This is a genomic window from Streptomyces sp. NPDC020983 (genome assembly GCF_044333485.1).
Classification (GTDB): domain Bacteria; phylum Actinomycetota; class Actinomycetes; order Streptomycetales; family Streptomycetaceae; genus Actinacidiphila.
This window is the reverse complement of record NZ_JBIRRA010000015.1, coordinates 130,656-152,452: the sequence shown is the minus strand read 5'-3', so window position 1 is coordinate 152,452 and position 21,797 is coordinate 130,656. Positions and strand designations below refer to the sequence as shown.

General features: G+C 68.7%; 36 protein-coding genes. 35 read left to right on the top strand and 1 reads right to left on the bottom strand.

All coding sequences use genetic code 11. The features are described from left to right. Nucleotides 1-13 precede the first annotated feature (13 nt). The 30 genes from ACH4SE_RS29575 to ACH4SE_RS29430 all read left to right on the top strand — a co-directional run bounded on the left by ACH4SE_RS29575 (nucleotide 14) and on the right by ACH4SE_RS29430 (nucleotide 19,265). Complete coding sequence (locus ACH4SE_RS29575) at nucleotides 14-538, top strand: hypothetical protein (RefSeq protein WP_398546572.1); 525 nt, start codon at nucleotides 14-16, stop codon at nucleotides 536-538. Nucleotides 539-615: 77 nt separating this feature from the next. Then, nucleotides 616-1,608, top strand: coding sequence for a DNA cytosine methyltransferase (locus tag ACH4SE_RS29570; protein ID WP_398546571.1), 993 nt, complete (start codon nucleotides 616-618; stop codon nucleotides 1,606-1,608). A gap of 82 nt (nucleotides 1,609-1,690) precedes the next feature. Further along, nucleotides 1,691-1,915, top strand: a complete 225-nt coding sequence (locus ACH4SE_RS29565) for a hypothetical protein (protein WP_398546570.1) — start codon at nucleotides 1,691-1,693, stop codon at nucleotides 1,913-1,915. Between the two features lie 156 nt (nucleotides 1,916-2,071). Beyond that, nucleotides 2,072-2,239, top strand: a complete 168-nt coding sequence (locus tag ACH4SE_RS29560) for a hypothetical protein (RefSeq protein WP_398546569.1) — start codon at nucleotides 2,072-2,074, stop codon at nucleotides 2,237-2,239. Continuing rightward, nucleotides 2,239-2,610 (top strand): DUF4326 domain-containing protein, encoded by a 372-nt coding sequence (locus ACH4SE_RS29555; protein WP_398546568.1) that lies wholly within the window; start codon nucleotides 2,239-2,241, stop codon nucleotides 2,608-2,610. The genes ACH4SE_RS29560 and ACH4SE_RS29555 overlap by 1 nt, the downstream gene beginning before the upstream one ends. A gap of 53 nt (nucleotides 2,611-2,663) precedes the next feature. Continuing rightward, on the top strand, nucleotides 2,664-3,029 hold the full coding sequence (locus ACH4SE_RS29550; RefSeq protein WP_398546567.1) for an HIT family protein: 366 nt from the start codon (nucleotides 2,664-2,666) through the stop codon (nucleotides 3,027-3,029). Nucleotide 3,030: 1 nt separating this feature from the next. Then, nucleotides 3,031-3,441 (top strand): hypothetical protein, encoded by a 411-nt coding sequence (locus tag ACH4SE_RS29545; RefSeq protein ID WP_398546566.1) that lies wholly within the window; start codon nucleotides 3,031-3,033, stop codon nucleotides 3,439-3,441. Nucleotides 3,442-4,239: 798 nt separating this feature from the next. Then, nucleotides 4,240-5,295, top strand: a complete 1,056-nt coding sequence (locus tag ACH4SE_RS29540) for a hypothetical protein (protein WP_398546565.1) — start codon at nucleotides 4,240-4,242, stop codon at nucleotides 5,293-5,295. 107 nt (nucleotides 5,296-5,402) lie between these two features. Continuing rightward, the gene (locus ACH4SE_RS29535; protein WP_398546564.1) at nucleotides 5,403-5,864 is read left to right on the top strand and encodes an endonuclease domain-containing protein; all 462 of its coding nucleotides are present in this window, start codon (nucleotides 5,403-5,405) and stop codon (nucleotides 5,862-5,864) included. Next, nucleotides 5,861-6,085, top strand: coding sequence for a DUF6011 domain-containing protein (locus ACH4SE_RS29530; protein ID WP_398546563.1), 225 nt, complete (start codon nucleotides 5,861-5,863; stop codon nucleotides 6,083-6,085). The genes ACH4SE_RS29535 and ACH4SE_RS29530 overlap by 4 nt, the downstream gene beginning before the upstream one ends. A gap of 220 nt (nucleotides 6,086-6,305) precedes the next feature. Then, nucleotides 6,306-6,437 carry a hypothetical protein gene (locus ACH4SE_RS29525; RefSeq protein ID WP_398546562.1) on the top strand — a complete coding sequence of 44 codons (132 nt, stop codon included), beginning with the start codon at nucleotides 6,306-6,308 and terminating at the stop codon, nucleotides 6,435-6,437. Nucleotides 6,438-6,785: 348 nt separating this feature from the next. Then, complete coding sequence (locus ACH4SE_RS29520) at nucleotides 6,786-7,088, top strand: hypothetical protein (RefSeq protein WP_398546561.1); 303 nt, start codon at nucleotides 6,786-6,788, stop codon at nucleotides 7,086-7,088. 147 nt (nucleotides 7,089-7,235) lie between these two features. Further along, the gene (locus tag ACH4SE_RS29515; RefSeq protein WP_398546560.1) at nucleotides 7,236-7,889 is read left to right on the top strand and encodes a hypothetical protein; all 654 of its coding nucleotides are present in this window, start codon (nucleotides 7,236-7,238) and stop codon (nucleotides 7,887-7,889) included. A gap of 244 nt (nucleotides 7,890-8,133) precedes the next feature. Continuing rightward, the gene (locus tag ACH4SE_RS29510; RefSeq protein ID WP_398546559.1) at nucleotides 8,134-8,529 is read left to right on the top strand and encodes a DUF6221 family protein; all 396 of its coding nucleotides are present in this window, start codon (nucleotides 8,134-8,136) and stop codon (nucleotides 8,527-8,529) included. After that, nucleotides 8,526-8,873: a hypothetical protein gene (locus tag ACH4SE_RS29505; RefSeq protein ID WP_398546558.1), complete on the top strand. Its 348-nt coding sequence runs from the start codon at nucleotides 8,526-8,528 to the stop codon at nucleotides 8,871-8,873. Before ACH4SE_RS29510 ends, ACH4SE_RS29505 begins: the two co-directional genes overlap by 4 nt. A 155-nt stretch (nucleotides 8,874-9,028) precedes the next feature. After that, nucleotides 9,029-9,157, top strand: coding sequence for a hypothetical protein (locus ACH4SE_RS29500; protein ID WP_398546557.1), 129 nt, complete (start codon nucleotides 9,029-9,031; stop codon nucleotides 9,155-9,157). A gap of 367 nt (nucleotides 9,158-9,524) precedes the next feature. Then, complete coding sequence (locus tag ACH4SE_RS29495; RefSeq protein WP_398546556.1) at nucleotides 9,525-9,674, top strand: hypothetical protein; 150 nt, start codon at nucleotides 9,525-9,527, stop codon at nucleotides 9,672-9,674. A 75-nt stretch (nucleotides 9,675-9,749) separates the two neighbouring features. Continuing rightward, the gene (locus ACH4SE_RS29490) at nucleotides 9,750-10,316 is read left to right on the top strand and encodes a hypothetical protein (protein ID WP_398546555.1); all 567 of its coding nucleotides are present in this window, start codon (nucleotides 9,750-9,752) and stop codon (nucleotides 10,314-10,316) included. Further along, nucleotides 10,313-10,507, top strand: a complete 195-nt coding sequence (locus ACH4SE_RS29485) for a hypothetical protein (RefSeq protein ID WP_398546554.1) — start codon at nucleotides 10,313-10,315, stop codon at nucleotides 10,505-10,507. The genes ACH4SE_RS29490 and ACH4SE_RS29485 overlap by 4 nt, the downstream gene beginning before the upstream one ends. 16 nt (nucleotides 10,508-10,523) lie before the next feature. Then, nucleotides 10,524-10,814, top strand: coding sequence for an HNH endonuclease (locus tag ACH4SE_RS29480; protein ID WP_398546553.1), 291 nt, complete (start codon nucleotides 10,524-10,526; stop codon nucleotides 10,812-10,814). 29 nt (nucleotides 10,815-10,843) lie between these two features. Next, entirely contained in the window at nucleotides 10,844-11,779 is a 936-nt protein-coding gene (locus ACH4SE_RS29475) for an HNH endonuclease (RefSeq protein WP_398546552.1), read from the top strand. A gap of 290 nt (nucleotides 11,780-12,069) precedes the next feature. Then, entirely contained in the window at nucleotides 12,070-12,414 is a 345-nt protein-coding gene (locus tag ACH4SE_RS29470; protein WP_398546551.1) for a hypothetical protein, read from the top strand. Next, complete coding sequence (locus ACH4SE_RS29465; protein ID WP_398546550.1) at nucleotides 12,359-13,885, top strand: hypothetical protein; 1,527 nt, start codon at nucleotides 12,359-12,361, stop codon at nucleotides 13,883-13,885. Before ACH4SE_RS29470 ends, ACH4SE_RS29465 begins: the two co-directional genes overlap by 56 nt. 56 nt (nucleotides 13,886-13,941) lie before the next feature. Next, complete coding sequence (locus tag ACH4SE_RS29460; protein ID WP_398546549.1) at nucleotides 13,942-15,285, top strand: phage portal protein; 1,344 nt, start codon at nucleotides 13,942-13,944, stop codon at nucleotides 15,283-15,285. A 68-nt stretch (nucleotides 15,286-15,353) separates the two neighbouring features. Next, entirely contained in the window at nucleotides 15,354-16,031 is a 678-nt protein-coding gene (locus tag ACH4SE_RS29455) for an HK97 family phage prohead protease (protein WP_398546548.1), read from the top strand. 291 nt (nucleotides 16,032-16,322) lie between these two features. Further along, entirely contained in the window at nucleotides 16,323-17,603 is a 1,281-nt protein-coding gene (locus tag ACH4SE_RS29450) for a phage major capsid protein (protein WP_398546547.1), read from the top strand. 61 nt (nucleotides 17,604-17,664) lie between these two features. Further along, on the top strand, nucleotides 17,665-17,883 hold the full coding sequence (locus ACH4SE_RS29445; protein ID WP_398546546.1) for a hypothetical protein: 219 nt from the start codon (nucleotides 17,665-17,667) through the stop codon (nucleotides 17,881-17,883). A 24-nt stretch (nucleotides 17,884-17,907) separates the two neighbouring features. Next, nucleotides 17,908-18,264 carry a hypothetical protein gene (locus tag ACH4SE_RS29440; RefSeq protein WP_398546545.1) on the top strand — a complete coding sequence of 119 codons (357 nt, stop codon included), beginning with the start codon at nucleotides 17,908-17,910 and terminating at the stop codon, nucleotides 18,262-18,264. A 9-nt stretch (nucleotides 18,265-18,273) separates the two neighbouring features. Beyond that, nucleotides 18,274-18,804 (top strand): hypothetical protein, encoded by a 531-nt coding sequence (locus ACH4SE_RS29435; RefSeq protein ID WP_398546544.1) that lies wholly within the window; start codon nucleotides 18,274-18,276, stop codon nucleotides 18,802-18,804. 41 nt (nucleotides 18,805-18,845) lie between these two features. Next, entirely contained in the window at nucleotides 18,846-19,265 is a 420-nt protein-coding gene (locus ACH4SE_RS29430) for a hypothetical protein (protein WP_398546543.1), read from the top strand. Here ACH4SE_RS29430 and ACH4SE_RS29425 read toward each other — a convergent pair. Beyond that, nucleotides 19,252-19,602, bottom strand: a complete 351-nt coding sequence (locus tag ACH4SE_RS29425; RefSeq protein WP_398546542.1) for a hypothetical protein — start codon at nucleotides 19,600-19,602, stop codon at nucleotides 19,252-19,254. The genes ACH4SE_RS29430 and ACH4SE_RS29425 overlap by 14 nt on opposite strands. A 24-nt stretch (nucleotides 19,603-19,626) precedes the next feature. Here ACH4SE_RS29425 and ACH4SE_RS29420 point away from each other — a divergent pair, with 24 nt between their 5' ends. The 5 genes from ACH4SE_RS29420 to ACH4SE_RS29400 all read left to right on the top strand — a co-directional run bounded on the left by ACH4SE_RS29420 (nucleotide 19,627) and on the right by ACH4SE_RS29400 (nucleotide 21,679). Then, nucleotides 19,627-20,037, top strand: a complete 411-nt coding sequence (locus ACH4SE_RS29420; RefSeq protein WP_398546541.1) for a hypothetical protein — start codon at nucleotides 19,627-19,629, stop codon at nucleotides 20,035-20,037. Continuing rightward, entirely contained in the window at nucleotides 20,034-20,285 is a 252-nt protein-coding gene (locus tag ACH4SE_RS29415; RefSeq protein WP_398546540.1) for a hypothetical protein, read from the top strand. Before ACH4SE_RS29420 ends, ACH4SE_RS29415 begins: the two co-directional genes overlap by 4 nt. Before the next feature lies 1 nt (nucleotide 20,286). Continuing rightward, complete coding sequence (locus ACH4SE_RS29410) at nucleotides 20,287-20,769, top strand: hypothetical protein (protein ID WP_398546539.1); 483 nt, start codon at nucleotides 20,287-20,289, stop codon at nucleotides 20,767-20,769. A gap of 69 nt (nucleotides 20,770-20,838) precedes the next feature. Continuing rightward, nucleotides 20,839-21,255: a hypothetical protein gene (locus tag ACH4SE_RS29405; RefSeq protein WP_398546538.1), complete on the top strand. Its 417-nt coding sequence runs from the start codon at nucleotides 20,839-20,841 to the stop codon at nucleotides 21,253-21,255. Between the two features lie 13 nt (nucleotides 21,256-21,268). Continuing rightward, a complete protein-coding gene (locus ACH4SE_RS29400; RefSeq protein WP_398546537.1) occupies nucleotides 21,269-21,679 on the top strand; it encodes a hypothetical protein in 411 nt (136 codons plus the stop codon). Nucleotides 21,680-21,797: the final 118 nt, after the last annotated feature.

Genomic DNA, 21,797 nt, shown 5'->3' with positions numbered 1-21,797 from the left:
AAGGACCACCACCATGACCCGCAAGCAGCCCCAGACACACACCGCCCCGCACTTCAACGCCACCCACAACGGGCCATTCGAGTCCTGCACCCAATACCCGTGCGCACCCAGCCGCCAGGCCACCGCATTCCTGCGCGAGAACGACCCCCTCACCCCCATCGAAAAGATCGCATGGGCGGCCATCCAGGAGCGCCGCTGGATCCTCTGGCACGCCAACGACATCGCCCGCGGCGTCCTCACCGTCCTGTCCCGCGCCGGGCTCCTCCGCGACACCCAGCACGAGCAGCAGCAGGCCCAAGCCGACACCTACTGGGCCGGCATCGCCCAGCAGAACCGCCGCGCCGACGCCCGCGCCATCACCAACCTCAACCAGCTCGCCAACCAGGCCGCGGACCGGCTCAACGCCGGCGACAACCCCCAGGTGGTCGCCGCATGGCTCCGCACCACCCAGGAAGCCATCAGCAAACAGCGCGACACCGAACGCGCCGCCACCGCCCTGGATGCGGCGTCGCACGAGACGACCGCTGCCGCCGCGTAGCCCTGTCACCTGCACCAACACCCCGCGCACCGGCCGAACGCGGCCCAGCAGAACCACCCCGACCACCAAGGAGACCCGTGATCATCGACCTGTTCGCCGGACCCGGCGGACTCGACCTGGCCGCCCGGCAACTCGGCGTACCCAGCATCGGTATCGAGTACGACCCGGACGCCTGCGACACCCGACGGGCGGCGGGGCTGGCCACAGTGGAGGGCGACGTCCGCGCCTACGGGCCCGCGGACTTCCCCGACGCCGACGTGCTCGCCGGCGGGCCGCCCTGCCAGACGTTCACCGTCGCCGGCAGCGGGGCCGGGCGCCGGGCCCTCGACACCGTGCTCGGCCTGGCGAAGCGGCGCGCCGCCCGCGAGGACGTCGCAGCCGAGCTGGCCGGTATCGGCGACGAGCGCACCGGCCTCGTGTTGGAGCCTCTGCGCTGGGCGCTGGAGGCCGCAGACGCCGAACGCCCGTACCGAGCGATCATCCTGGAGCAGGTGCCGCAGGTGCCGCAGGTGCTGCCGGTGTGGGAGCTGTACGTCGACCTGCTGCGCGCCGAGGGCTACAAGGCTGCGTGCGGGGTCGTGCGGGCCGAGGAGTACGGCGCGCCGCAGACCCGGCGCCGCGCAGTCCTGCTGGCCCGGCGGGACGGCCTGGTCGGGATGCCCGCCCGGACGCACCGGCCGTGGGGGCGGACCCTGTCCGACGCCGAGTACGGCTTGCGGCCGACCGTCGTCATGGGCGACGCCCTGCCGGGGCGCGGGGGGTTCACCGTGATCAGCAACTACGGCACCGGCGGTGACCCGAAGAAGCGCGGGCGCCGGCACAACAGCGAGCCGGCCGCCACAGTGACCGGTCGGATCAACCGAAACCGGCTGGTGGCCGACGACGGACGCGAGCTGCCCCGGTTGACTCCCGCGGAGGCTGGCGCGCTCCAGGGCTTCCCCGCCGACTACCCGTGGTCCGGACGCGACCCCTGGCAGCAGATCGGCAACGCCGTTCCCGTACCGCTCGGCGTCGCCTGCCTCACCGCGGCCCTCGGCGTGACCGCCGCGCGCATCGCCCCCGCCGCGTGACCTCGCTTGGACCGGCCCTGCCTGCGGCTAACAGGCAGGGCCGGCACCCCCGATCCCACCACACCCACACCCGGAGGACCACATGACCACACCCACCCGCCACCCGCTGCGTGTGCGCCTGTACGGCGGTCGTGCCACCCACGCTGCTCGCGAGCTGCTCGGCGGAGCCCACGAGACGGCCTGCGAGTACTACCTCGCCGACGGAGCGGAGAACCACTGGCTGCCGCCAACGGCCGACGTGTCCTGCGGTCGGTGCCTGCGGGCGCTACGGCGTGCGGGCGCAGAGATCGCCCACGCGCCCGCCTGAGGCCATGGCTTGCCGGACGGTGTCTGCCAAACAGGCCCGAGACGGCCCTGGTGGCCCCTCTCGCGGCCTCGCAGCCGTCCGGCGTCCCCGGCGCCCTACGACCCGCACAGCGCCAGCGAGGCGCACAACCACCCGCACAACACCAAGGAGACCGCAATGCCCGAACACCGCCGTGGTAAGTGCCGCGTCTGCGGACGTACCTACCAGCTCACCGCCAACGGCCTCATCCGCCGCCACTGGGCCCGCTCCGATGACGGCACCGCCTCCCCCGGCCTCGCCGACTGCTCCGGATCCCAGCGCGAGCCCGCGGACGGGGCTGCCTGATGCCCGAGCGGATCCAGCGCAAGCGCCAGGCCGGCTGGCGGAAGCCCGAAGGCGCGGTGTACGTCGGCCGCGGCAGCAAGTGGGGCAACCCGTGGGCCATCGCTGAGACCGACACCCTCAGCGGTTGGACCGTGAAGTGGACTGGACCCGGCAGAACCCCGGTAGGCCTCCGGCGTGAGATCCCCGCCCACAACCAGCGGGACGCTCATGCACTCGCCGTCGAATGCTTCGAGGTGTGGGTATATGCGCAGCCTGAGCTGCTGGAAGCCGCCCGCTGTGACCTCGCGGGTCGGGACCTCATGTGCTGGTGCGCCGACTCCATGCCGTGCCACGCCGACGTCCTGCTCGCCATCGCCAACCCCACCCCCTGACGCCCCGCCGGGCCGCCGGGCCGCCACCCGCGGCCGGGCACGGAAGGACCAACATGACCACCGACCCCTGCCCGTTCTGCGAGATCGTCGCCGGTCGGGCGCCCGCCACCGTCGTCGCGGAGTGGCCCGAAGCCCTCGCGATCGAACCGCTCAACCCCGTCACGCGCGGCCATCTCCTCGTGATCCCCCGCCAGCACGTGCGGGACTTCGTGGAGAACCCCCAAGTGTCCGCCGCCACGATGCTCTGCGCTGCCGAGTTCCTCACGGGAATGGGCTCCTACAACCTGATCACCAGCAAGGGCCGCCCCGCCACCCAGTCCGTCTTCCACCTGCACCTCCACCTGATCCCGCGCGCCGAGGACGACGGGCTGGCACTGCCCTGGTACAGCGGCAAGTCCAGCAAGCCGAGAGAGCGCTGACATGACCACACCCGCCGACGAACTCCTCGCGACCATCGCCAAGGCGATCCACCGCTACGACCACGAGCACGACCTGTCCCGAAACGACATCCCCAGCGACCACCACCGCGGGGAAGCTGCCGCTGTTCTGGCCGCCATCCAGGGCCTGTACGTGCCGCCCCCGCCCGGCTCCGACCGCGACGCGCTCCCCGAACACCTGAGGCGGCTCATCGCCCCGCAAATGCGCTCGTACACGTCTACTGCGTGCGAAACCGCCCGAGCCTGCTTCCTGGCGAGCCAGGTCTTCACCGATCACGCTGCCGAACTGGGGGAGTGGGAGCGCCGGGAGCACGCAAGCTGCCGACTCACCCGCAAGCAGGACATGGCCGAGTGCACCTGCGACTGTCACGGCGGGGCCGCCACCGAGACGTGAGCAAACCGCTGTCGTAACAGATCTACTACCTGCGAGAGCCGCCGACCGGCTGACCTGCGGCGGAACAAGTCGTTGTCACATCCGGGGCAGATTTCCAACATAACGACGATAGAGGCACCCGCCGGTTCGCCTCGCCCCGCAAGCACTCCACTCGCTAGACCCACCATGAAAGCCGCAGCGCCCCGGCCGCACCCGCGCGCCGGCCAGTGCGGCGCCACCCGCCAGGCCGCCGACCAGCGGCGATGAAGTCGCTGTCACTTCCGGGCCGAAATCCCCCATTACGAAGGCAGAGCCCAGCCGTCCCCGCGTGGGCAATCCGCCCGCTCAGCGCCCCGGCACCACCGCCGGGGCGCTTCCGTATGCCCGGCCGAAGGAGCCTTGTGGATCACTGCCCCGTCTGCACGCCGTAACCATCCCGCTCTAGGCAGAGCAGGGAAGACGGCGGCCGCCCGAAGTGCGTTCGACTCCCTAGGCCCATTTGGCGGGCCCCGTAAGCGCCCGCACCCACCCCAAGCGCCACGGCAGGACACAAGCCGCGGCGCTTGCTTGTGTACGCCCCGACACGACCACCCAGCACCAACGAAAGGAACCCACATGGACCGCGACGACTACCTGTACCTGCTCCACGTCCTCGCCGCCATCACGGCGATCGGTCGGAACCTCATCATGCGCCCGAACCGCAGGCGGTGAGCACCGGGCCCTGTCGCCGGTCGAAGACAGGCCGGCGGCAGGGCGGCGCGGTTCCTCGAGTTGGCTCTAACCCCGGATAACTTGTCTTATCGGCGGTAAGATTGGGGGATGAGCGACCACAACGAGCCGCCCCTCGAGCGCCACCTTCCGGTGCCGCGCGACGAAGCTGCACCCCTCATCCACACCGAGCGAGACCACGAAGTCTCCGACGAAGCGCGCCGCGCCCTCGAGGAGTCCATCCCCGATAACACCAAGCGCGCATACGGTCGCCAGTGGGACGCATTCCTCAAGTGGTGCGCTGAGCAAGGCCGTGTCCCCCTCCCGGCAACCGACCGAACCCTGTGGGAGTACGTCACCCACCTGACCCTCACCCCCTCGAGCACAGGGCGACCCCTGGCGCCCTCGAGCATCGAACAGGCCATCGCCGTCATCCGAACCGCCCACAAGACAGCCGGCCATCCCCGTCAGCCCGAGACGGACCAAGCCCGCCGCGTCCTCAAGGGCTACCGGAAGAAGCGCGCAGAAGGGGGCGCCCGCAAACGCAAGGCTCCCGCCATCGGCCTGGCCAAGCTGCGCCTGCTACTCGAGGACTGCGACCTCGAGACACTGGCCGGGCTCCGAGACCGCGTCATCTTCATCCTCGGATTCGCCATGATGGCCCGCCGCTCCGAACTCGCGGGACTCCATCTCGAGGACATCACCGAAGACGACGAAGGCGACCTCACCATCCTCATCCGGTCCTCCAAGACCGACCAGGAAGGGGAAGGCGCCGAAGTCGTCGTCCCTCGAGGAGTCCACAACGACACCGATCCCGTCCGCGTCGTCCGCGCCTACCGCCAAGCACTTCTCGAACGCGGCATCGCTACCGGGCGCCTGCTCCGCACCATCAACCGATGGGACGTCATCACAGGCGACACCATGTCCGGGGACGCGATCAACGAGATGGTCCAGCGCCGCGCTGCTCGAGTCCTACCGGATGACGAACTCATCTACACCGCCCACGGCTTTCGGGCCGGCGGTGCCGTCGAGGCGTACAAGAAGCGCGCGCCGATCTCAGCGATCCGCGCGCAAGGCCGCTGGGCCGAAGGATCACCGCAGGTGCTCGAGTACATCCGCGCCGTGGACGCCCATGAGGAGAACCCGATGAGGGGGATCGGACTGTGAGCACGTGCGTCGCAACCACCACGTCCGGCGCGCGCTGTAGGCAACAGGCCAGCAAGTGGCCCCGAGACGTCGAAGGCAACCCACAGCTCTGCGGGACACACCTACCTGTGGCCCTCCGCGAGATCCGAGATGCTGGCTTTGCAGCGCAAGATGAGCAGCGCCTCCAGCGCTTCAATGCTCGAGTTCCCGAATGCTGGTCATGGAAGCCAGCAGCCGTCAGCCCCAGTGATGATCCGGCGGCTCTTCGAAGGGCGCTTCACGACTGGCAGGCGGGTCGATGTGCGGTCTGCGGCTTCCGGGCCATCCGCATGGTGCTCGACCACGACCATGAAACGGGCCTCGTTAGAGGCTTGCTGTGTCGAAGCTGCAACCTCATTGAGCCTCACGACGATGGGCTGTTCGAGCGCTATCGAGAACGCCCGCCTGCGAAGATCCTTCACCTCGAGCTTCGGTACTTCGACTCGCGAAATGGGTGGGCTCAGCCAACCTCGAGCCGCCAGCTCGACAACCACCCCGCCTACGCCCTCGCCGCCAAGCTCGGCGAGCGACTGGCAAAGGACGACGCGTGACGGACCTCCCCGACCCCGCCCCGCTGTCCGGTCTCACCGCGGACGAGGAACCGGCGGGGCGTGCGGTGGTCCGGTGCGGGATGTGCGGCCGGCCCCTCACGTCGCGGGAGGCGCGACGGTACGGGGCGGGGGAGGGATGCCGGCGCAAGCTCGGCGGGGATCCCGCCGTCCGCCGGCCCGGACGGTTCGAGGTGGAGCAGGAGACCCTGCCCGGGGCGTGACGCAAACGGCGCCGAACGGGTGATACCCCGGCGGGCCTTCCGCCGGGGTGCACAGATCACTCACAGGCTGGGCGCCATGTCGATTCACCACGTACCCGCACCACAGCCCCGAGGTTGGATTCGCCTGCCGGACCGGGCAGGCACGGTCCGCGGAACGATCACGCGGATCGAAGGGCGTCCCGATGGCAGCGTGTGGGTGGGCATCTCCACGCCACAGTGGGTGCGCACAGAGGAAAACCTGATCGCCGGGCACGTAGTCATGTGGGCACCTCTCGACTCGGTGCAGGTCCAGGAGGGCGACAACCTGGAGAAGACACTGCTGCTCGTTCGGAGCGTCACCCAGTCGGCCTAATCCGACAGATGGAAGGCGGCAAGACCCCCGCCAAGAAGACGACGGCCAAGCGGGGCGGGAAGCGCGCCGGCTGACTATGACACCGCGGGCAGTGCTGCCGCAGCTTGCGGGTCCGGTGTTGTCGCGCGGCCCACCCACTTGGGCTGCCCCGGCATCTGCTGCGGCAGGGTCGCCCACTCAAGCCCCAGGATGTCTACGAGCTGCTGCAGGGCTGTGCGTACCTCAGCCTCCGACCCGCCAACCACCGCATACGTCACCACCATGAGCCCATGGTGCCCGTGAGGCGGGTGCGGGCGCAGGGGAACGCGCGGACGGCCCCGTGTCGGACGCCGGGCGCACACTGGCGGCATGAGCGAGTTGTGGGACCGAATCGTCACCGAGTTGGCGTTCCTGGACGTGGTACGTGAGGAGTCGAGGCGGACGATCCTCTGCGAGCCGCACCGCGAGCAGCAGATCCGGGCGGCCGTCGACCAGGCTGGTGCCGCCGACATCTTCGCCGTAAAGCCCAGCCCGACCTGCCCGCCAGGGAAACTGCTGGTGCTCGACGAGAGAGCGCTGGCCGCAGCTCACGCGGAGCTTGTGCAAAAACTGACGCGGAAGCCCTGGATGCTCGGTTGGATGTTCGATGGGTCACCTGACGACGAGAACTGACCCGCGGATTGACACCCCGGGCGGTGTCAGGCGACCCCCGCACAATGGGTGGAAAGAAGAGGGGCGCCCTGGTCTGGCCGGACGAAAGGGCGCCCCTCTGGAAACGGTGCGATCAGCGTACTGCCCCAGCGCACCACGGAGCCTGCGATGACCAGCACCACAACCCACGCCGCCGCTTGTGGCCACACCAGCGACATCCCCGCCCAGCTTTGCGCCCCCTGCACCAACCGGCTGCGGGACCGCCTGCAGCGCCTGCCCCAGTTGCACACCGCCCTCGCCGCCTGGCTGCCGCCCGGGTCCCGCCGCCCAGAGTTCGGGCGCGCATCATCCGCCGAAGCCCCCCTGCCGCTGCGGGAAACCGTCCTCGACCTCCGCGGGCCCGGCGGCATCGTCGGCGTCCTGGAGGACTGGCAGGCTGCCGTGCACGCCGACCGCGGCTTCACCGGCCCGATCCGGGCCGGTGGCATACCCGCCCGCATCCGCCGCGCAGCCCACGGCCTCCAAGCGCACCTCACCTGGGTCAGCATCCAGTGGGAGCTGGCCACCGACCTCGCCAGGGAACTCGCCGCCCTCGAAGGCCGCTGCCTCACGGTCATCAACCCCGCCGACCGGTCCACACCCATCGGGCAGTGCCCCACCCAGGACACGGACGGCAGCATCTGCGGCGCCACCATCCGCGTGCCCGCCGGGACCACCGACGTGTACTGCCACCGGTGCGGCACCCGCTTCCCGCCCGACGCGTGGCTCAACCTCCGGCGCTGGATGGACCACGACCAGGCAGAGAGGACACTGGTCGCATGACCGAGTACCGGGGAACCACCGCCGCTCACATCGCAGAGGCCGCCGTATCGCCTGAGTTCCGGCGAGTCGTGGCTGGCGCTGGGGTGACTGCGGCCGAAGCTGGTGAACGTCTGATCTCCGCGTGGCAGGCCGTCGACTGGTCCAAGTCGATGACGTGGAAGCCGACGCCAGGCATCCAGGTAGGGCCCATGCACGCACCCCCGCTACGGCTGAGGGACATCGCGGCGCGGTTGGGATGGCGTCGATGACCGAGGACCTCATCGCGTTTCTTAACGCCCGGCTCAACGAAGACCAGCAGGCTGCCCAACACGTCGCCGCGGAGTACGGGGAAACGTGGAGGGATGACGACGACTGGGTGCGAGGCAGCAACGGCGCCGACGTAGTCGACGAGCCCGGCGCGCCAGTCGCCCACATCGCCCGCCACGACCCGGCGTTCGTGCTCGCCGACATCGACGCGAAGCGGCGGATCATGGAATGCCACGAACCCTGGGTCGCGGAGAACGGCGACACCATCTGCGGGCGGTGCGGGCGAGAACACATCGACGGCCGACCCGGCGGGCACTTCCCGTGTCAGACACTCCGCCTGCTCGCCCTGCCCTACGCCGACCACCCCGACTACCGACCGGAGTGGGCGCCATGAGCGAGCCGGTCATCACGCTGTTCAGCAGCAGCCTGCTGTCGAAGTGGGGCTTCAACGACGGCAACGACCCCGACGAGTGGTGGGACTACTGCGAGACCAACGGCCTCGACCTCGACTTCCCGCTCGAAGAAGTCGTGCGCCGCTACCTCGTGCCACGGCTGGAGCAGGACATCACCGTCGTCCACATCGAGACCATCCACAACCCCATCCGGGCCGAAACCGTCAACGGGGTGGACGTCACCGAGGCCTGGCTCGGGCGCGCCACCGGCCCGACACTCGCGCCGGAGTATGTCGACGTGCCGCTGAGCGAAGTACTCAAGATCGCACGGGAGGTGGCGGCATGAGATTCGGCCGCAACCGTCGTAAGGAACGGCCCGCACCCGTCCCGGTTGCGAACCCAACCCGGATCGCCGTCCTCGAACACGACCTCCTCGGGGTCGCACCTGAGCCGGGGACCGCAGCCGCAGCCGTCATCGCCCTGCGCAGTATTGGTACCTGCATGGCGCACAGCCCTGTCGACGTCAGCACAATCGGGCAGATCCCGGGGACGTCCGTCATCTGCACCCTCTGCGGCAACCACCTCGTGGACGACGGCGAGCGCGGCTGGCGAATCGCCGGAGAGGAGTAACCGTGGTACTCGCAGACTCCTACGCCGCGTCCGTCGCCACGGACGTCAAGCCCGCCACAATGCGTAAGTGGATCCAGCGCGGGAAGCTCACCCGCCACGGCTACGACGCAGATGGGCGCGTCCTCGTCGACCTCCACGAAGTGGAAAGTCTCAAGTCCTCCTTGACAGTTCGGTGACCGGGTGTCACAGTGACCCCGTGCTCGGCATGCCCGAACACCAGACGAACAGGCCCCGCGCACACCGTGCCGGGGCCTTCGTCATGCCGCCGCACCACGTGCGGCCCGCGGGGGTGCCAGAAGGCCGAACCGCCGCCGCGCGCCCCGCTGCGGGGCAGGGCGCGCGGCCACTCCACCACCCAGGAGGCGCCGTGCTTGAGCTGATCTGTTACCTGATCGCCGTGGTACTCCTCGGCCTCGCAGCCCTCCTGCCCGCGCTGCCGTACCGCGACCGCATCGCCTATGCCGGGCTCTGCGCCTTCGCCATCCCCGCGTTCGTGCACGCCGTACAACACCACTGACGCCCGCCGCTGATCCCGGCGGGAAGGACGCCCCGGAACCTCCAGGCCCGGGGCGTCCGCACACCTGGAGGAACCATGGCCGAACTCTCCGGCGACCGCCGTGAGGAACTCTGCACCTGGCTGCGAGCCAACGGCATCGACCCCAACAACGTGCCGCTCGACGCCGACATGACCATCGAGAGCGACGCCACCGCGCAGCGCTGGATACGCACCGAGATCTACGCCATCAACGCCAACGGCGACCGGTTCATGAACGCCTACGGCACCAACGCGGCACGAGACCGCATCATGACCCCGCTCAAGGCCGAACCGCCCCACTGGTGGGAGCCCCGCGAGAAGCCCACGCGAGACCAGCTTCAGCAGCAACTCACGGCCGTGTACCGCGAACGAGCCCACCTCGTCGCGCATCTCGCCAGCCTGTACCCGTCCACCATGGTTGAAGATCCACAGGACATCGACTGGCGCATCGTCTACCTCGACACCCCGGTAGGCCAGTGGTCCTGGCACATCAGCGTTGACGACATCGACCTGTTCGCCCACGTACCCGCAGGCGCGGCAGAGTGGGACGGACACACCACCGCCGAGAAGTACCAGCGGATGCGGGAGCTGACTGAGCTGCGGAGCGGGGAGACCCCTTCATGAGCGGCCGCTACGAAGGCGACGAGTACGAGGACGACGACCAGGTGCAGTGCTGGCACATCGAACCCGGCACACCCTGCGACTGGAACATCTGCCGCCAACCCGAACGCCTCGCCCGCGGCGACTACGGCACCGACCCCGCCCTCGGACTCGCAACACCCAACATCGACCGGATCCGGCAACAGCCGGCCTGACCAGGTGGAGGCGGTCATGGCCTACAGCCCCGGCCGCTCCGGCACGGCATGGACCAAGCTCAGGGCGCAGGTCTTCGCCGAAGAGACGCACTGCTGGTGGTGCCGCAAGTGGGTCGACCAGTCCCTCGACAGGCGGCACCCAATGTCCCGCACCGTGGATCACATCGTTGAACTGTGGCAAGGCGGCGACCCGCTCGACCGGGCGAACTGTCGGCTAGCCCACCGCAAGTGCAACAGTAGAAAGTCGCAGAAGCAGCGGCACCGCGAGCGCCCACCCGGCCTGACCGTCGATGCCTCGAACCTCTGACGTGTCAGCGAGCCCCGATAAAATCGGGTATGGCCAAGAAGCCCGACACCCCGTGCGCCGGATGCGGCAAGTTGCTGTGGAGCGGCGGTAGTTCACTGCCCCCCGGTGAACGACGATGCCGTGAGTGCCGACGGATTGCAGCACACTGTGCACTCGGGCACCAACCGTGCAGCCGATGCCAGGTTGTATTGCCAATCAGCTGCTTCAGCCCGTCAGCACACGGCGTGCTAGGGAGCCACTGCCGCGACTGCCAGGCTGCGTACAGTCGGGATCACCGGCAGCCCATCGAGGCGGCGCCATGCGATGACTGCGAGACTCCTACGAAGCGCCCTCGCACCAAGTACGGCCGGTTCTGCGACCAGTGCGTGCTCGCACGGAAGCGATCTCGGAACCTGCGGAAGAACCATGCGCGACGCGCGCCGCAGCGCGTCTCTGACGTCACCCCCGAATATGAGCGAAACCTACGGCGCGACGCGCATCGCTGCTCGCTCTGCCAGGTCGCGATGACCGGCGAGGCCGGCCACCCCAACAGCAAGCAACTTGACCACATCGTGCCCATCGGCATAGGTGGCACCCACACCATTGGCAATGTCCGGATCATCTGCCGGACGTGCAATCTCTCTCGCCCCAAGGACGGCTCCGACCTCCAGGACCACCAGCCCACGCTGTGGGCGCAAGATCCAGCGCTTGCCATGGCAGTGGCGATCAGTCGCCACCGACGTCAGTGCCGGGACTGCGGTGACACGCTACGAGGTGGGCGCTGTTGGACGTGCAGTCCGTCGCGTGCCCGTGTTGCCATCTCAGTAGAGGTGGGGCACGAAGCCGCGCGCATGCGTGCCGGAGGGCGGAAATGGCAGGACATCAGCGATGACCTGGGCTTGAGCGGGGCGGGTGCGGCCTACAACATCGCACTCAAGCATGGTGATTCCGACGACGTGGAGCAATGGCCGCGTCCATGGCGCTAGTCTGCATATTTAGCAAAACGGACATTTTTGACATGAGGGATCAATTGACCCCGCCCACAGTGATTTCTCTATCCCCCCGCGCAAAAAATCAAAGGGACCCCATGATCTTCATGGGGTCCCGGTGGAGAGCTTTGGGGCTTCGGTCGGGTCTGTCAGCGGGGACCTCGCTTGGCGGGTCTACCTCAGTCCTGACTACCTCTGACCTGGTGTTTTGATTCTAGCGGAGGCTGGCTGCGGTGGCTACGGATTCAGCTGACCCGCCTCATGGTCTTTCTGCGCGGGGCCGTCGCATGTGGGCCGACTCGGTGGAGGCGTGGTCGCTGACGCCGGCGCACCTGGTGCTGCTGGAGGAAGCCTGCAGGACTGCGGACCGGTGCGGGCTGCTCGACGACATGATTCGCCGCCTCGTGGACGGCTCTGGCGACGAGGAGGACGGATCCGCAGGAATCACGCAGCTTCTTGCCGAGGCTCGGGCGCAGCAGGTGGCCCTCAAGGGGATCATCTCCGAGCTGCGGCAGGGGCAGCGTCAGGCGGCCGGCAAGACGGGGGCGCAGCCCGAGATGAGTGCGGGAGGTTCGGGTGTCGCTGACCTCACCGCCCGCATTGCTGGTCGGCGCGCGCAGGCCAAGAGTTGAGCTTGCTCCGCCGTCGGCGTACACGCTGGGGCCGGAGGCGTGCGAACTTGCGGAGCGGGCGGGCCTTATCGCGGATCCATGGCAGTCCGATGCGATCGACCTGATGCTGGCGTGCCGGAACGATGGCAAGTGGGCGTGCTACGAGTACGGCGAGATCGTTGCCCGGCAGAACGGCAAGGGCAGCATCCTGGAGATCCGGGTGCTCGCCGGCTTCCTGTTGTTGGGCGAGCAGCTCATCATGTGGTCGGCGCACGAGTACAAGACGTCGATGGAGGCGTTCCGCCGGATGCGGACGCTGTTCCGCCGCCTGGGCAAGCAGGTGTCGCCGACGAACGAGAACCTGTGGGACGTCGGTGGGGTCCTGATCAAGTTCGTCAACACGAACGGCGAAGAGGGCTTCGAGCGGCTCGACACTGAGGCGCGTATTAAGTTCGTCGCGCGGTCGAAGGGCTCGGGCCGCGGCTTCTCCGGTGACCTGGTCATTATCGACGAGTCGTTTGCGTACACGATGGAGCAGCAGGATGCGCTGATGCCTGCGATGGCGGCCCGGCCGAACGCGCAGATCATCTACACGTCATCGCCGCCCCTATCGGGAGAGACCGGCGAGGTCATGTTCGCGCTGAAAGCCCGCGCTGACGCCGGCGGCGATGACAGTCTCGGGTGGCGGGACTGGGGTATTGCCGGGGATCTCGATCACCTGGACGACATCGACCTCGACGACCGCAGACTGTGGGCGGCGTCGAATCCGGCGCTGGGCCGGCGGCTGACGGAGGAGACGATCCTCCGTGAGCGCCGGTCGATGGGCGCGGCGGGTTTCGCTCGGGAGCGGTTGTGTGTGTGGCCGCAGATCGCCCGCGGGAACCTGGTCATTGACCCGGCGGCGTGGGCGCGGATGGCAGACAGCGAGTCGCGGCGTGACGGCCAGGTCGCTGTCGCTGTGGACTTGTCGCCGCTTCGGGACTACGCGGCGGTCGCCGTGTACGGCACCCGCGCGGACGACCTGGGGCACGTGCAGTTGGCGGACTACCGGCCGGGCACGAAGTGGGTCGTGGACCGGCTGGTGGAGCTTCGGGGCGCGCTCGGGCCAGTGAGTGTGGCGATGGGCCGGGGCACGTTCGCGTTCCTCGAAGTGGAACTGTCGAAGGCCGGTTTCCAGCGGCCGGATGACGCGGAGAATCCCGACTCGGGGGATCTCGCGGTGACCGGCCCGGTGGAGATGGCTGCGGCGACCGGTCAGATGCTGGAGGCGGTGCGGGAGGAGTCCTTCCGGTACGTGCCGGCCCGACCCTTGGATTTGGCGGTGGCTGGGGCGAAGACGAGGCAGACCGGGGACACGATCGCGTGGACCCCGAAGGGTGCGGAGGTCGACACGAGTCCGCTGGTGGCGATGTCACTGGCCCGCTGGTCCTACGTCACCCGGCAGCACCTCCTTGAAGGCGCCGACTACGACCTGCTGGGGAGTGTCTTCTGATGAAATGGCGACGGGCTTCACGTGGGCATCCCCCGGACGCAGCCGACGGTGCCCCGGTGCTGGTGGGCGATACGTGGATGGACGCTCGCATGGTGCCCGCGCAGCGGTCGTGGCGGGCTTCGGCGGCGGCTGTGTGGCGGCGGCGCCTCGGGCGCATCGGTGGCGGTGCCCGCCGGGTCGGCGGCTGGGTTCTCGGTGTGGAGTCCCGGGGCGGGACGGAAAAGCGGTCGATCTCGTCGTTGCCGTGGGTGGCCGGTGGCGAGGGGCCCGCGACTGCGGTGTCGCCTGAGCGGGCGATGCGGTTGGCGGCCATGTGGGGCAGTGCGCGGATCCTCAGTACGAACCTGGCGTCGGTGCCGGTCCGGCAGTACCGGTCCGTGGGCGACGCCCAGCGGGGCATGCCGCTGGCATCGTTGTTCACGAAGCCGAGCGTGCAGGGGACGTTGCACGACTGGATCCAGCGGGCCGTGATGAGCATGGTCCTGCACGGCAACGCAGTCGGCTACATCACCAACCGCGACTACTTGGGCTATCCGACACAGATCGAGTGGCTGCCCCGATCGTGGGTGCAGGTGCTGGACACGAATCCGTCTGGGCCGGGCAGCTACGTCAACCCGATCTGGATGATCCTAGGCCGGCAGGTACCGTCCGAGGACATCGTTCATATCCCGTGGATCGCGGTGGCGGGCCGCGTGTGGGGCTTGTCGCCGATGGCCGCGTTCGCGACGAGCGTGTCCACGGGGCTGTCAGCCCAGGAGTACACCGACACCTGGTTCAACTCGGGCGGTGCGCCGCCGGGGGCGTTCAAGAACGTGAACCAGGTCGTGGACCAGAAGGATGCGCAGGTCATCAAGGACCGCCTGGTTGCGGCCATTCGGACGCGGCAGCCGATCGTGTACGGCAAGGACTGGGAGTTCGACACCATCCAGCTCCCGGCATCCGAGGTGTCGTTCGTAGAGACGATGCGGATGACCGCCTCACAGATCGCGGCGATCTACGGCGTGCCGCCGGAACTGGTCGGCGGTGAGACCGGCGGGTCGATGTCGTACTCAAGCCCGCAGGGCAGGGAGATCGAGCTGATCCAGCTCACCCTCCTGCCGTGGATCTCGAAGCTGGAGGAGCACCTGTCGGCCCTGCTTCCCCGAGGGCAGTACGTGTGCTTCGACGCGGACAGCCTGGTCCGGTTGGACCCGGTGGCCCGGTGGACGATGTACGAGAAGCAGCGTCTCATCGGCGCCACGAACATCGACGAGATCCGAGACAAGGAGCACATGGCCCCGCTCCCGGACGGCAAGGGGCAGGACTACACGCCGCTGCCCATTGCGGCCGGCGCGTCGATCAGCCCGCCTGCGATCCGAAACGAAGGCGAAGGCCGCCTGAGGGTTGTCGGCGACCAGTGACCTACGAGCACCGCCGGCATTCCGGCGGATCCTATCCACCTGATCCCCGACGCCTTGGAGGCAGCACCGTGGAGATCGAGCGCCGGTTCACCTCCGGCGATACTGGCAAGGCCGAACTGCGCGCGCTGGAGGGCGACAGGGCGACCATCGGCGGGTACGCGGCGGTGTTCAACCGCAACAGCAAGAACCTCGGCGGGTTCATCGAGGTCGTCGACCCGATCGCGTTCAATCAGTCCCGGGGAGACGGCTGGCCCGACGTGATCGCCCGTTACAACCACGACGACAACCAGCTCCTCGGAACGACCGCAGCTGGCACCCTGCGCATGGGCCTTGACGCCTACGGCCTGTCCTACGACGTGGACCCCCCGAGGGCCATGGAGTACGTCACCGAACTGGTGCAGCGCGGCGATGTCCGCAAGTCGAGCTTCGCGTTCCGCACGATCGACGACGACTGGTCGATGACGGAGCAGGGCTACCCGCTGCGCCGCCTGACGGCCGTACAGCTCGTGGACGTGGCTCCGGTGAACGTCCCGGCGTACAACGACACCAGCGCCGGCCTGCGCTCCCTCGCCACGAAGTTCGACGCCCCTCTCGACGAGGTGCGGTCCATGGCGGAGCACGACGAGCTGAGGAAGTTCTTCGTTGCGACCAGCACCGGCGGCTCCAAGCCGAAGCCGGTCAAGCGCACCTTCGGGCCCGCCGCGGCGGCGGCGCTCCTGGCCCGCAAGGAAGACCCCTACATCTGACCTGCCACGCTCACGCAGGCACGTCGCACCTAAAGCCCCCCGCGCACTGCGGGGGCGGCACGCCAGTCCTGGACCGCGTAGCCGCATCGTCACGGCGCCGACTTGGGTTACCCCCGGTCGACGACCGCCCTGGATGCGGTGAAGCACACAACGGGCTGTCATGTGGCACGTGGAAGCGATCAGCGGACCGCCGGTAGCGCATAGGCGCCGGCCACCGACACCTGACGGGTGTGGGACCGCGAGGGCTCCCGTTCGAAATCACTTCTTCTTCGAACGGACGGGAGTCCACCCATGTCTGAGATGGTCAAGACCCTGCGTGAGCGTCGTGCGAACGTGTGGGAGCAGGCGAAGGCGATCGCCGACGCCGCGTCGGACGCGAACCGCAACTTCAGCGCAGAAGAGCAGGGCAAGTGGGACGTCCTCAACGAGGAGATCAACCAGCTCGACCAGCGCATCAAGTCGGCGCTCGACACCGAGGCGCGCGCGAAGGAGGCCGACGACGCCTTCAACCGCCTCCACACCAGCCAGGGCAAAAACAAGGGCGCCCAGGGGGGCGCCGCGAACCGCCACGTCACCGCGGAGCGTGACGCCGGGGACGGCGGCGACGAGCTGCGCGCGTGGATGCGCGGCGAGACCCGCAGCCGCTTCTTCGAAGTACTGCCGGAAGGCCCGGTCGACTGGCGGAAGGTGCAGTCCCGTGCGCTGACCGTCGGCACCACCACGGCGGGCGGCGACACGGTCCCGACGAACTTCTACGACCGCCTCGTCGAGCACCTGATCCAGAACTCGGCCATCATGCAGTCGGGCGCGACGATCCTCAACACCGCCGGCGGCGAGACCATCCAGATCCCCAAGACCACGGCGCACAGCACCGCCGCCCTGGTCACCGAGGGCAGCACCATCGGCACGAGCGAGCCGACGTTCGGGCAGGTCGAACTGGGCGCCTACAAGTACGGCGCGCTCATCCAGATCAGCCGCGAGCTCCTCGACGACACCGGCGTCGACCTGGAGGGCTACCTCGCCATGCAGGCCGGCCGCGCCCTCGGCAACGCCTTCGGTGCCCACGCCATCACCGGTGACGGCAGCGGCAAGCCCGACGGTGTCGTCCACGGAGCGAGCCTCGGCAAGACCGGTGGGACCGGCGTCGGCGGCGCGTTCAGCTCCGACGACCTGATCGACCTGTTCTTCTCGGTCATCGCCCCGTACCGAAAGTCCTCGGCGGCGACGTGGATGATGGCCGACTCGTCGATCGCGAACGCCCGCAAGCTCAAGGACACCACCGGCCAGTACATCTGGCAGCCGGGTCTGCAGGCGGGCGTCCCGGACACCATCCTCGGCAAGCCGGTCCTGACCGAGCCGAACATGGCTGCGGTTGCCACCAGCGCGAAGTCGGTGCTGTTCGGCGACATGAGCCAGTACTTCGTGCGGCTCGCCGGCGGCATCCGCTTCGAGCGGTCCGACGACTTCGCGTTCGACACGGACCTGGTGACGTTCCGGGCGCTGATGCGCGCGGACGGCGCCCTGGTCGACCTGACCGGAGCCGTGAAGTACTACGCCGGTGGCGCCAGCTGATGTCCGCCCGGGCCGGGGCGGCAGCAGGGTCGTCCCGGCCCACACACCCCCAGGAGGGATCATGGCCAAGGGCAAGCAGGTACTGAATAAGGATCTTTCGCTGGCGAATTCCGCCGCGCTCACCGACCTGACGAGTGCAACCGGGACCGCTGGGGCGGGCACGGCGGATGTCACCGCGACCCCGACGCAGACCACCATCAACAACAACTTCGCGACGCTCGTGACACGGCTGAACGCGCTCACCCAGGCGCTCCGTGACGCGAACATCATCGCGAGCTGACCCGCACTCTGAGGAGGCCACACCGTGAAGGTCCGCATGAAGGTCGAAGTCTCCGGCAACCGGGACGGCCAGTCGTGGCCGTCCCGCGGAGGCACCATCGACCTGCCGAAGAGTGAGGCCATGCAGCTCTGCAGCAACGGCATGGCAGTGCCGGTCGACAGCAGCGACGACGACGTTGAGACCGCGGTGCAGCCCGCGGCCGAGGAGAAGCGTGGAACGCTGACGACCGAGTCCGCGTCGGCCGTGACGCCTGGCGCGTCACCTGAGAAGGCGGAGGCTCCGGCCGTAAAGCACGACGCAGCACCGGAGAAGCCTGCTGCGCGCCGTGGCCCGGGCCGGCCGCGGAAGTCCACGGAGGCGGCTCCCACCGAGAAGAAGTAGGGGGTTGATATGGCGCTGATCGACACGACGATGGCGCGGCGCCATCTCGACGGGCTCTCTTCGTCCACGTCGGATGAGGAGTTGCAGCTGTGGGTGGATGCGGCGACATCAGCGGTGGAGAAGGCTCGGGGTGAGGCGGTCGACGAGCGTGAGTTCGTCGATGAGGTAGCGGTAGTTGGCCGTACCGTGACGCTCGCGCACATTCCCGTGGTGTCGCTGTTGTCGGTGGTGGCTGTGGACACGGACGCGACGTGGGATGTGGGGGTCTTGCGGGTCTCACCGTCCGGCGTGGTGACCGCGATTTCGGGCCCGGCACTGCAGGGCACGGTGCTGGTGACATATACGGCGGGACAGGCGGATCCGCCCGCGCCATACAAGGTCGCCGGGCTGATCATCTTGCAGCATCTGTGGGAGACCCGGCGGGGCACGATGGGTCCGCGGCATGGCGGTGACGACGAGATGTACGTGCCGCAGCTCGGCTATGCGGTTCCGCGCCGGGCTGTGGAGTTGCTGGGGCTGAGCCTGCCCGGGGTGGCGTGATGGGCTGGTCGTCGCGGGTCCCGGACATCTTGTCCCGGCTGGTGGAGATCGCCCAGTCGGCGCCGGAGCTGGTCGGTGTTGTCGTGCGTGACGGGCCGATGATGGAGCAGGGCACGGACCTGCGGGTGCTGTACATCGGGTGGGGCGGCGGCACCGAGGACACCGACGTGGAGACGCAGGTGTCGGAGAACGACCTCAACGGGTCGCCGTCTCAGGAGACAACGACGATCCGGTGCACGGCGTGGGCGGCATCGGGGGACACGGATGTGCCCTCGGTGCGGGCCCAGGCGTATGCGATGGTGTCGGGCCTGGGTGCGGCGATCGACCGTGACCGGCGGCTGGGCGGCGCGGTGATGCGGGCGATGATCGGTGGTCACGCCTTGACGCAGCAGCAGACCTCGCGGGGTGCGCAGGCGGCGCTCACGTTCGAGGTGACGACGAGCGGCTTCACCGGCCGGTAGCGCGCCTTTTGTACGCGCCTACGACAGCGCAAACACCGAGGACCAGTGCGCCTCCGTGGAGGCTGTTGTACCAGTCGGGTTGGCCGTTGCCCCAGGTGGCGAGGCCGATGATCTCCATTCCGCCGACGGTTATGACGAGGAAGGCCCAGGCTCCTCGGACGGATATTCCTGCGCTGGGGTTCGCGGGTGGCGTGTCGGCGTTGGCCGTGTTGGTTCGCGCCGTGGCTCGTGCGGCTTTTTCGGTTTTGCGGAGCCGGTCGATCTCTTCCAGTCGCTGGCGTGGGGTCCAGTCGGGGTGCTCCCGGTCGACCCGGTCCTTGATTTCTCTGAGGCTCATCGTCTCCCCCTGTGGGTGCGTGGCGTGGGCCGCACCTTCTCATGCCTGCTGCGGCTTCGTGGCGGCTTCTTACCGATTCGTGAGGTGGTGGGGCCGGTGGCGGCTCTGGTGGCGAGTGTGGTCCCGCTGACGGGGCTGCAACTGGATGGTGCGCTGTCCGCGGCGACATCGGGTGGCGACGACGCCCCGACGGGCGCGGGCGTGCTGCTGGTGGTGAAGAACGCCGACAGCGGGTCGCACACGGTGACGCTGGCGACGCCGGGCACCGTGAACGGCTTGGCGATCGCGGATCGCGCGGTCAGTGTGGCGGCGGGCAAGACGGAGCTGATCCCTCTGGGGGCGGACTACCGGAACCCGACGACAGGCCGGGCGAGCATCACCTACGACGGTGTGACCTCAGTCAGCGTGGGCGTGGTCCGGGTGAGCACCTCATGAGGGTGTGGATCGAGCACCCGGAGCTGCCGGGGCGGCGGGTGCAGGTGGCGGACCAGGCGGTGCCGCACTACCGGGCCAGTGGCTGGGTGGTGACGGACGCACCTCCGAAGCCGAAGAAGCTGCCGGACGACGAGAAGTCGCCCGCGGCGAAGCGCACCCCGGCAGCGGGCGAAGCGCCGTCGGAGAACAAGACCGAAAACGAGCCCGAGTCGCCGAAGCCGCGGCGCCGGACAACGAAGGAGGACTGACATGGCCGCGACTCCCATCACGACGTCGGACCGGTACTACGTCCAGGGCGTCAGCAAGGTGATCTGGGTGCCGACGCTGGCGAATCCCGCGTCGCCGACCCGTAGCGAGATCAACGCCGGCACGGACCTGTCCGACGAGATCGCCGCGGTGAACGGGTGGGAGGTCACCGGCAACACGGAGGACACCCCGGCGCTCGGCAGCGTCTTCATCGGTAAGGTCCCGTCGACGACCACCGCTGACGACTCCAGTCTGTCCTTCTACGCGGACAGCACCTCCACGGATGTGCGGACCCTGCTGTCGCGCGGGTCGTCCGGTTACGTCATCTGGATGGACGAGGGTGATGTAGCGGACTATCTGATGGACGTGTTCCCGGTGCGGGTGACGTCGGCGACTCCGCAGCGCGACATCAGCTCCGTCGCTCAGATCATGGTCAACTTCGCGATCATGCGGGAGCCCAGCCAGAACGTCGCCATCCCGGCCTGAGTCATGGCGCGCGGGGCTGAGCTGCGGCACGGCCGAGACCTGACCCGGATTGTCCGCGAGCTGCGGCGGATGGACGACAAGGAGCTCCTCAAGCGCTTCCGGAAAGAGCTGCGTGCTGCCGGGAAGCCGCTTGTGCCACTGGTGCGGGCGTCGATTCGGCGGATCCCGTCGTCGCGCCCGTACTCGGCGCAGGGCCTGCGTGGGCAGCTCTCCAGGGCGACTGGCCTGGAGGTGAAGACCGTGGGCCGGCAGGCGTCTGCGGCGATCCGGGTGGACGGCCGGAAGATGCCGAACAAGGCCAGGTCGGTGCAGGCGTATATGGAGGGCACCAAGCCGAGGTGGAGGCATCCCGTGTTCGGCAACACCGTGTGGGTGCAGCAGCCCGCCCACCCCTATTTCTTCAAGGTTGTGGCCCCGGCAGCCGGGCCGCGTGCGCGTGCCGCGGTGAACCGGGTCATGGACTCCGTCAGCAAAGACATCACCTGAGAGAGAGATCAGCATGGCCCTGTCCCGCGACGAGATCCTCGCCATGGACGACATCAAGACCGTGCCCGTGACCGTCCCGGAGTGGGGCGGGAAGGTCGTGCTCGTGCGCGGCCTGTCCGGCGCACAGCGGGACGAGTTCGAGGCAACGAACCGGCGCAACGGCGAGCAGAACCTCACGAACATCAGGGCCCGGTTCCTGGTGCGGTGCATCGTCAACGAGGAGGGCACCAGGATCTTCGCCGACCAGGATGCCGCGGCCCTCGGTAAGAAGTCCAGCGCGGCGATCGATCGGATATGGGGTGTCGCCACCGACCTCAGCGGCAGCTCCGACGAGGCGCAGGAGGAGATGGAGGGAAATTCCGGGGCGCCGACGGAGGGTGGCGCCGACTCGTCTTCACCATCGCCCGCGATCTCGGCGGAATGACCGTCGCCGAGCTGCTTGCCCGGATGAGCAGCTACGAGATCGAGGAGTGGGGGGCCCTGTACCGGGTCGAAGCAGAAGAACGGAAGACCGCCGAGGCGGAACAGCAGTAGAGGGCACC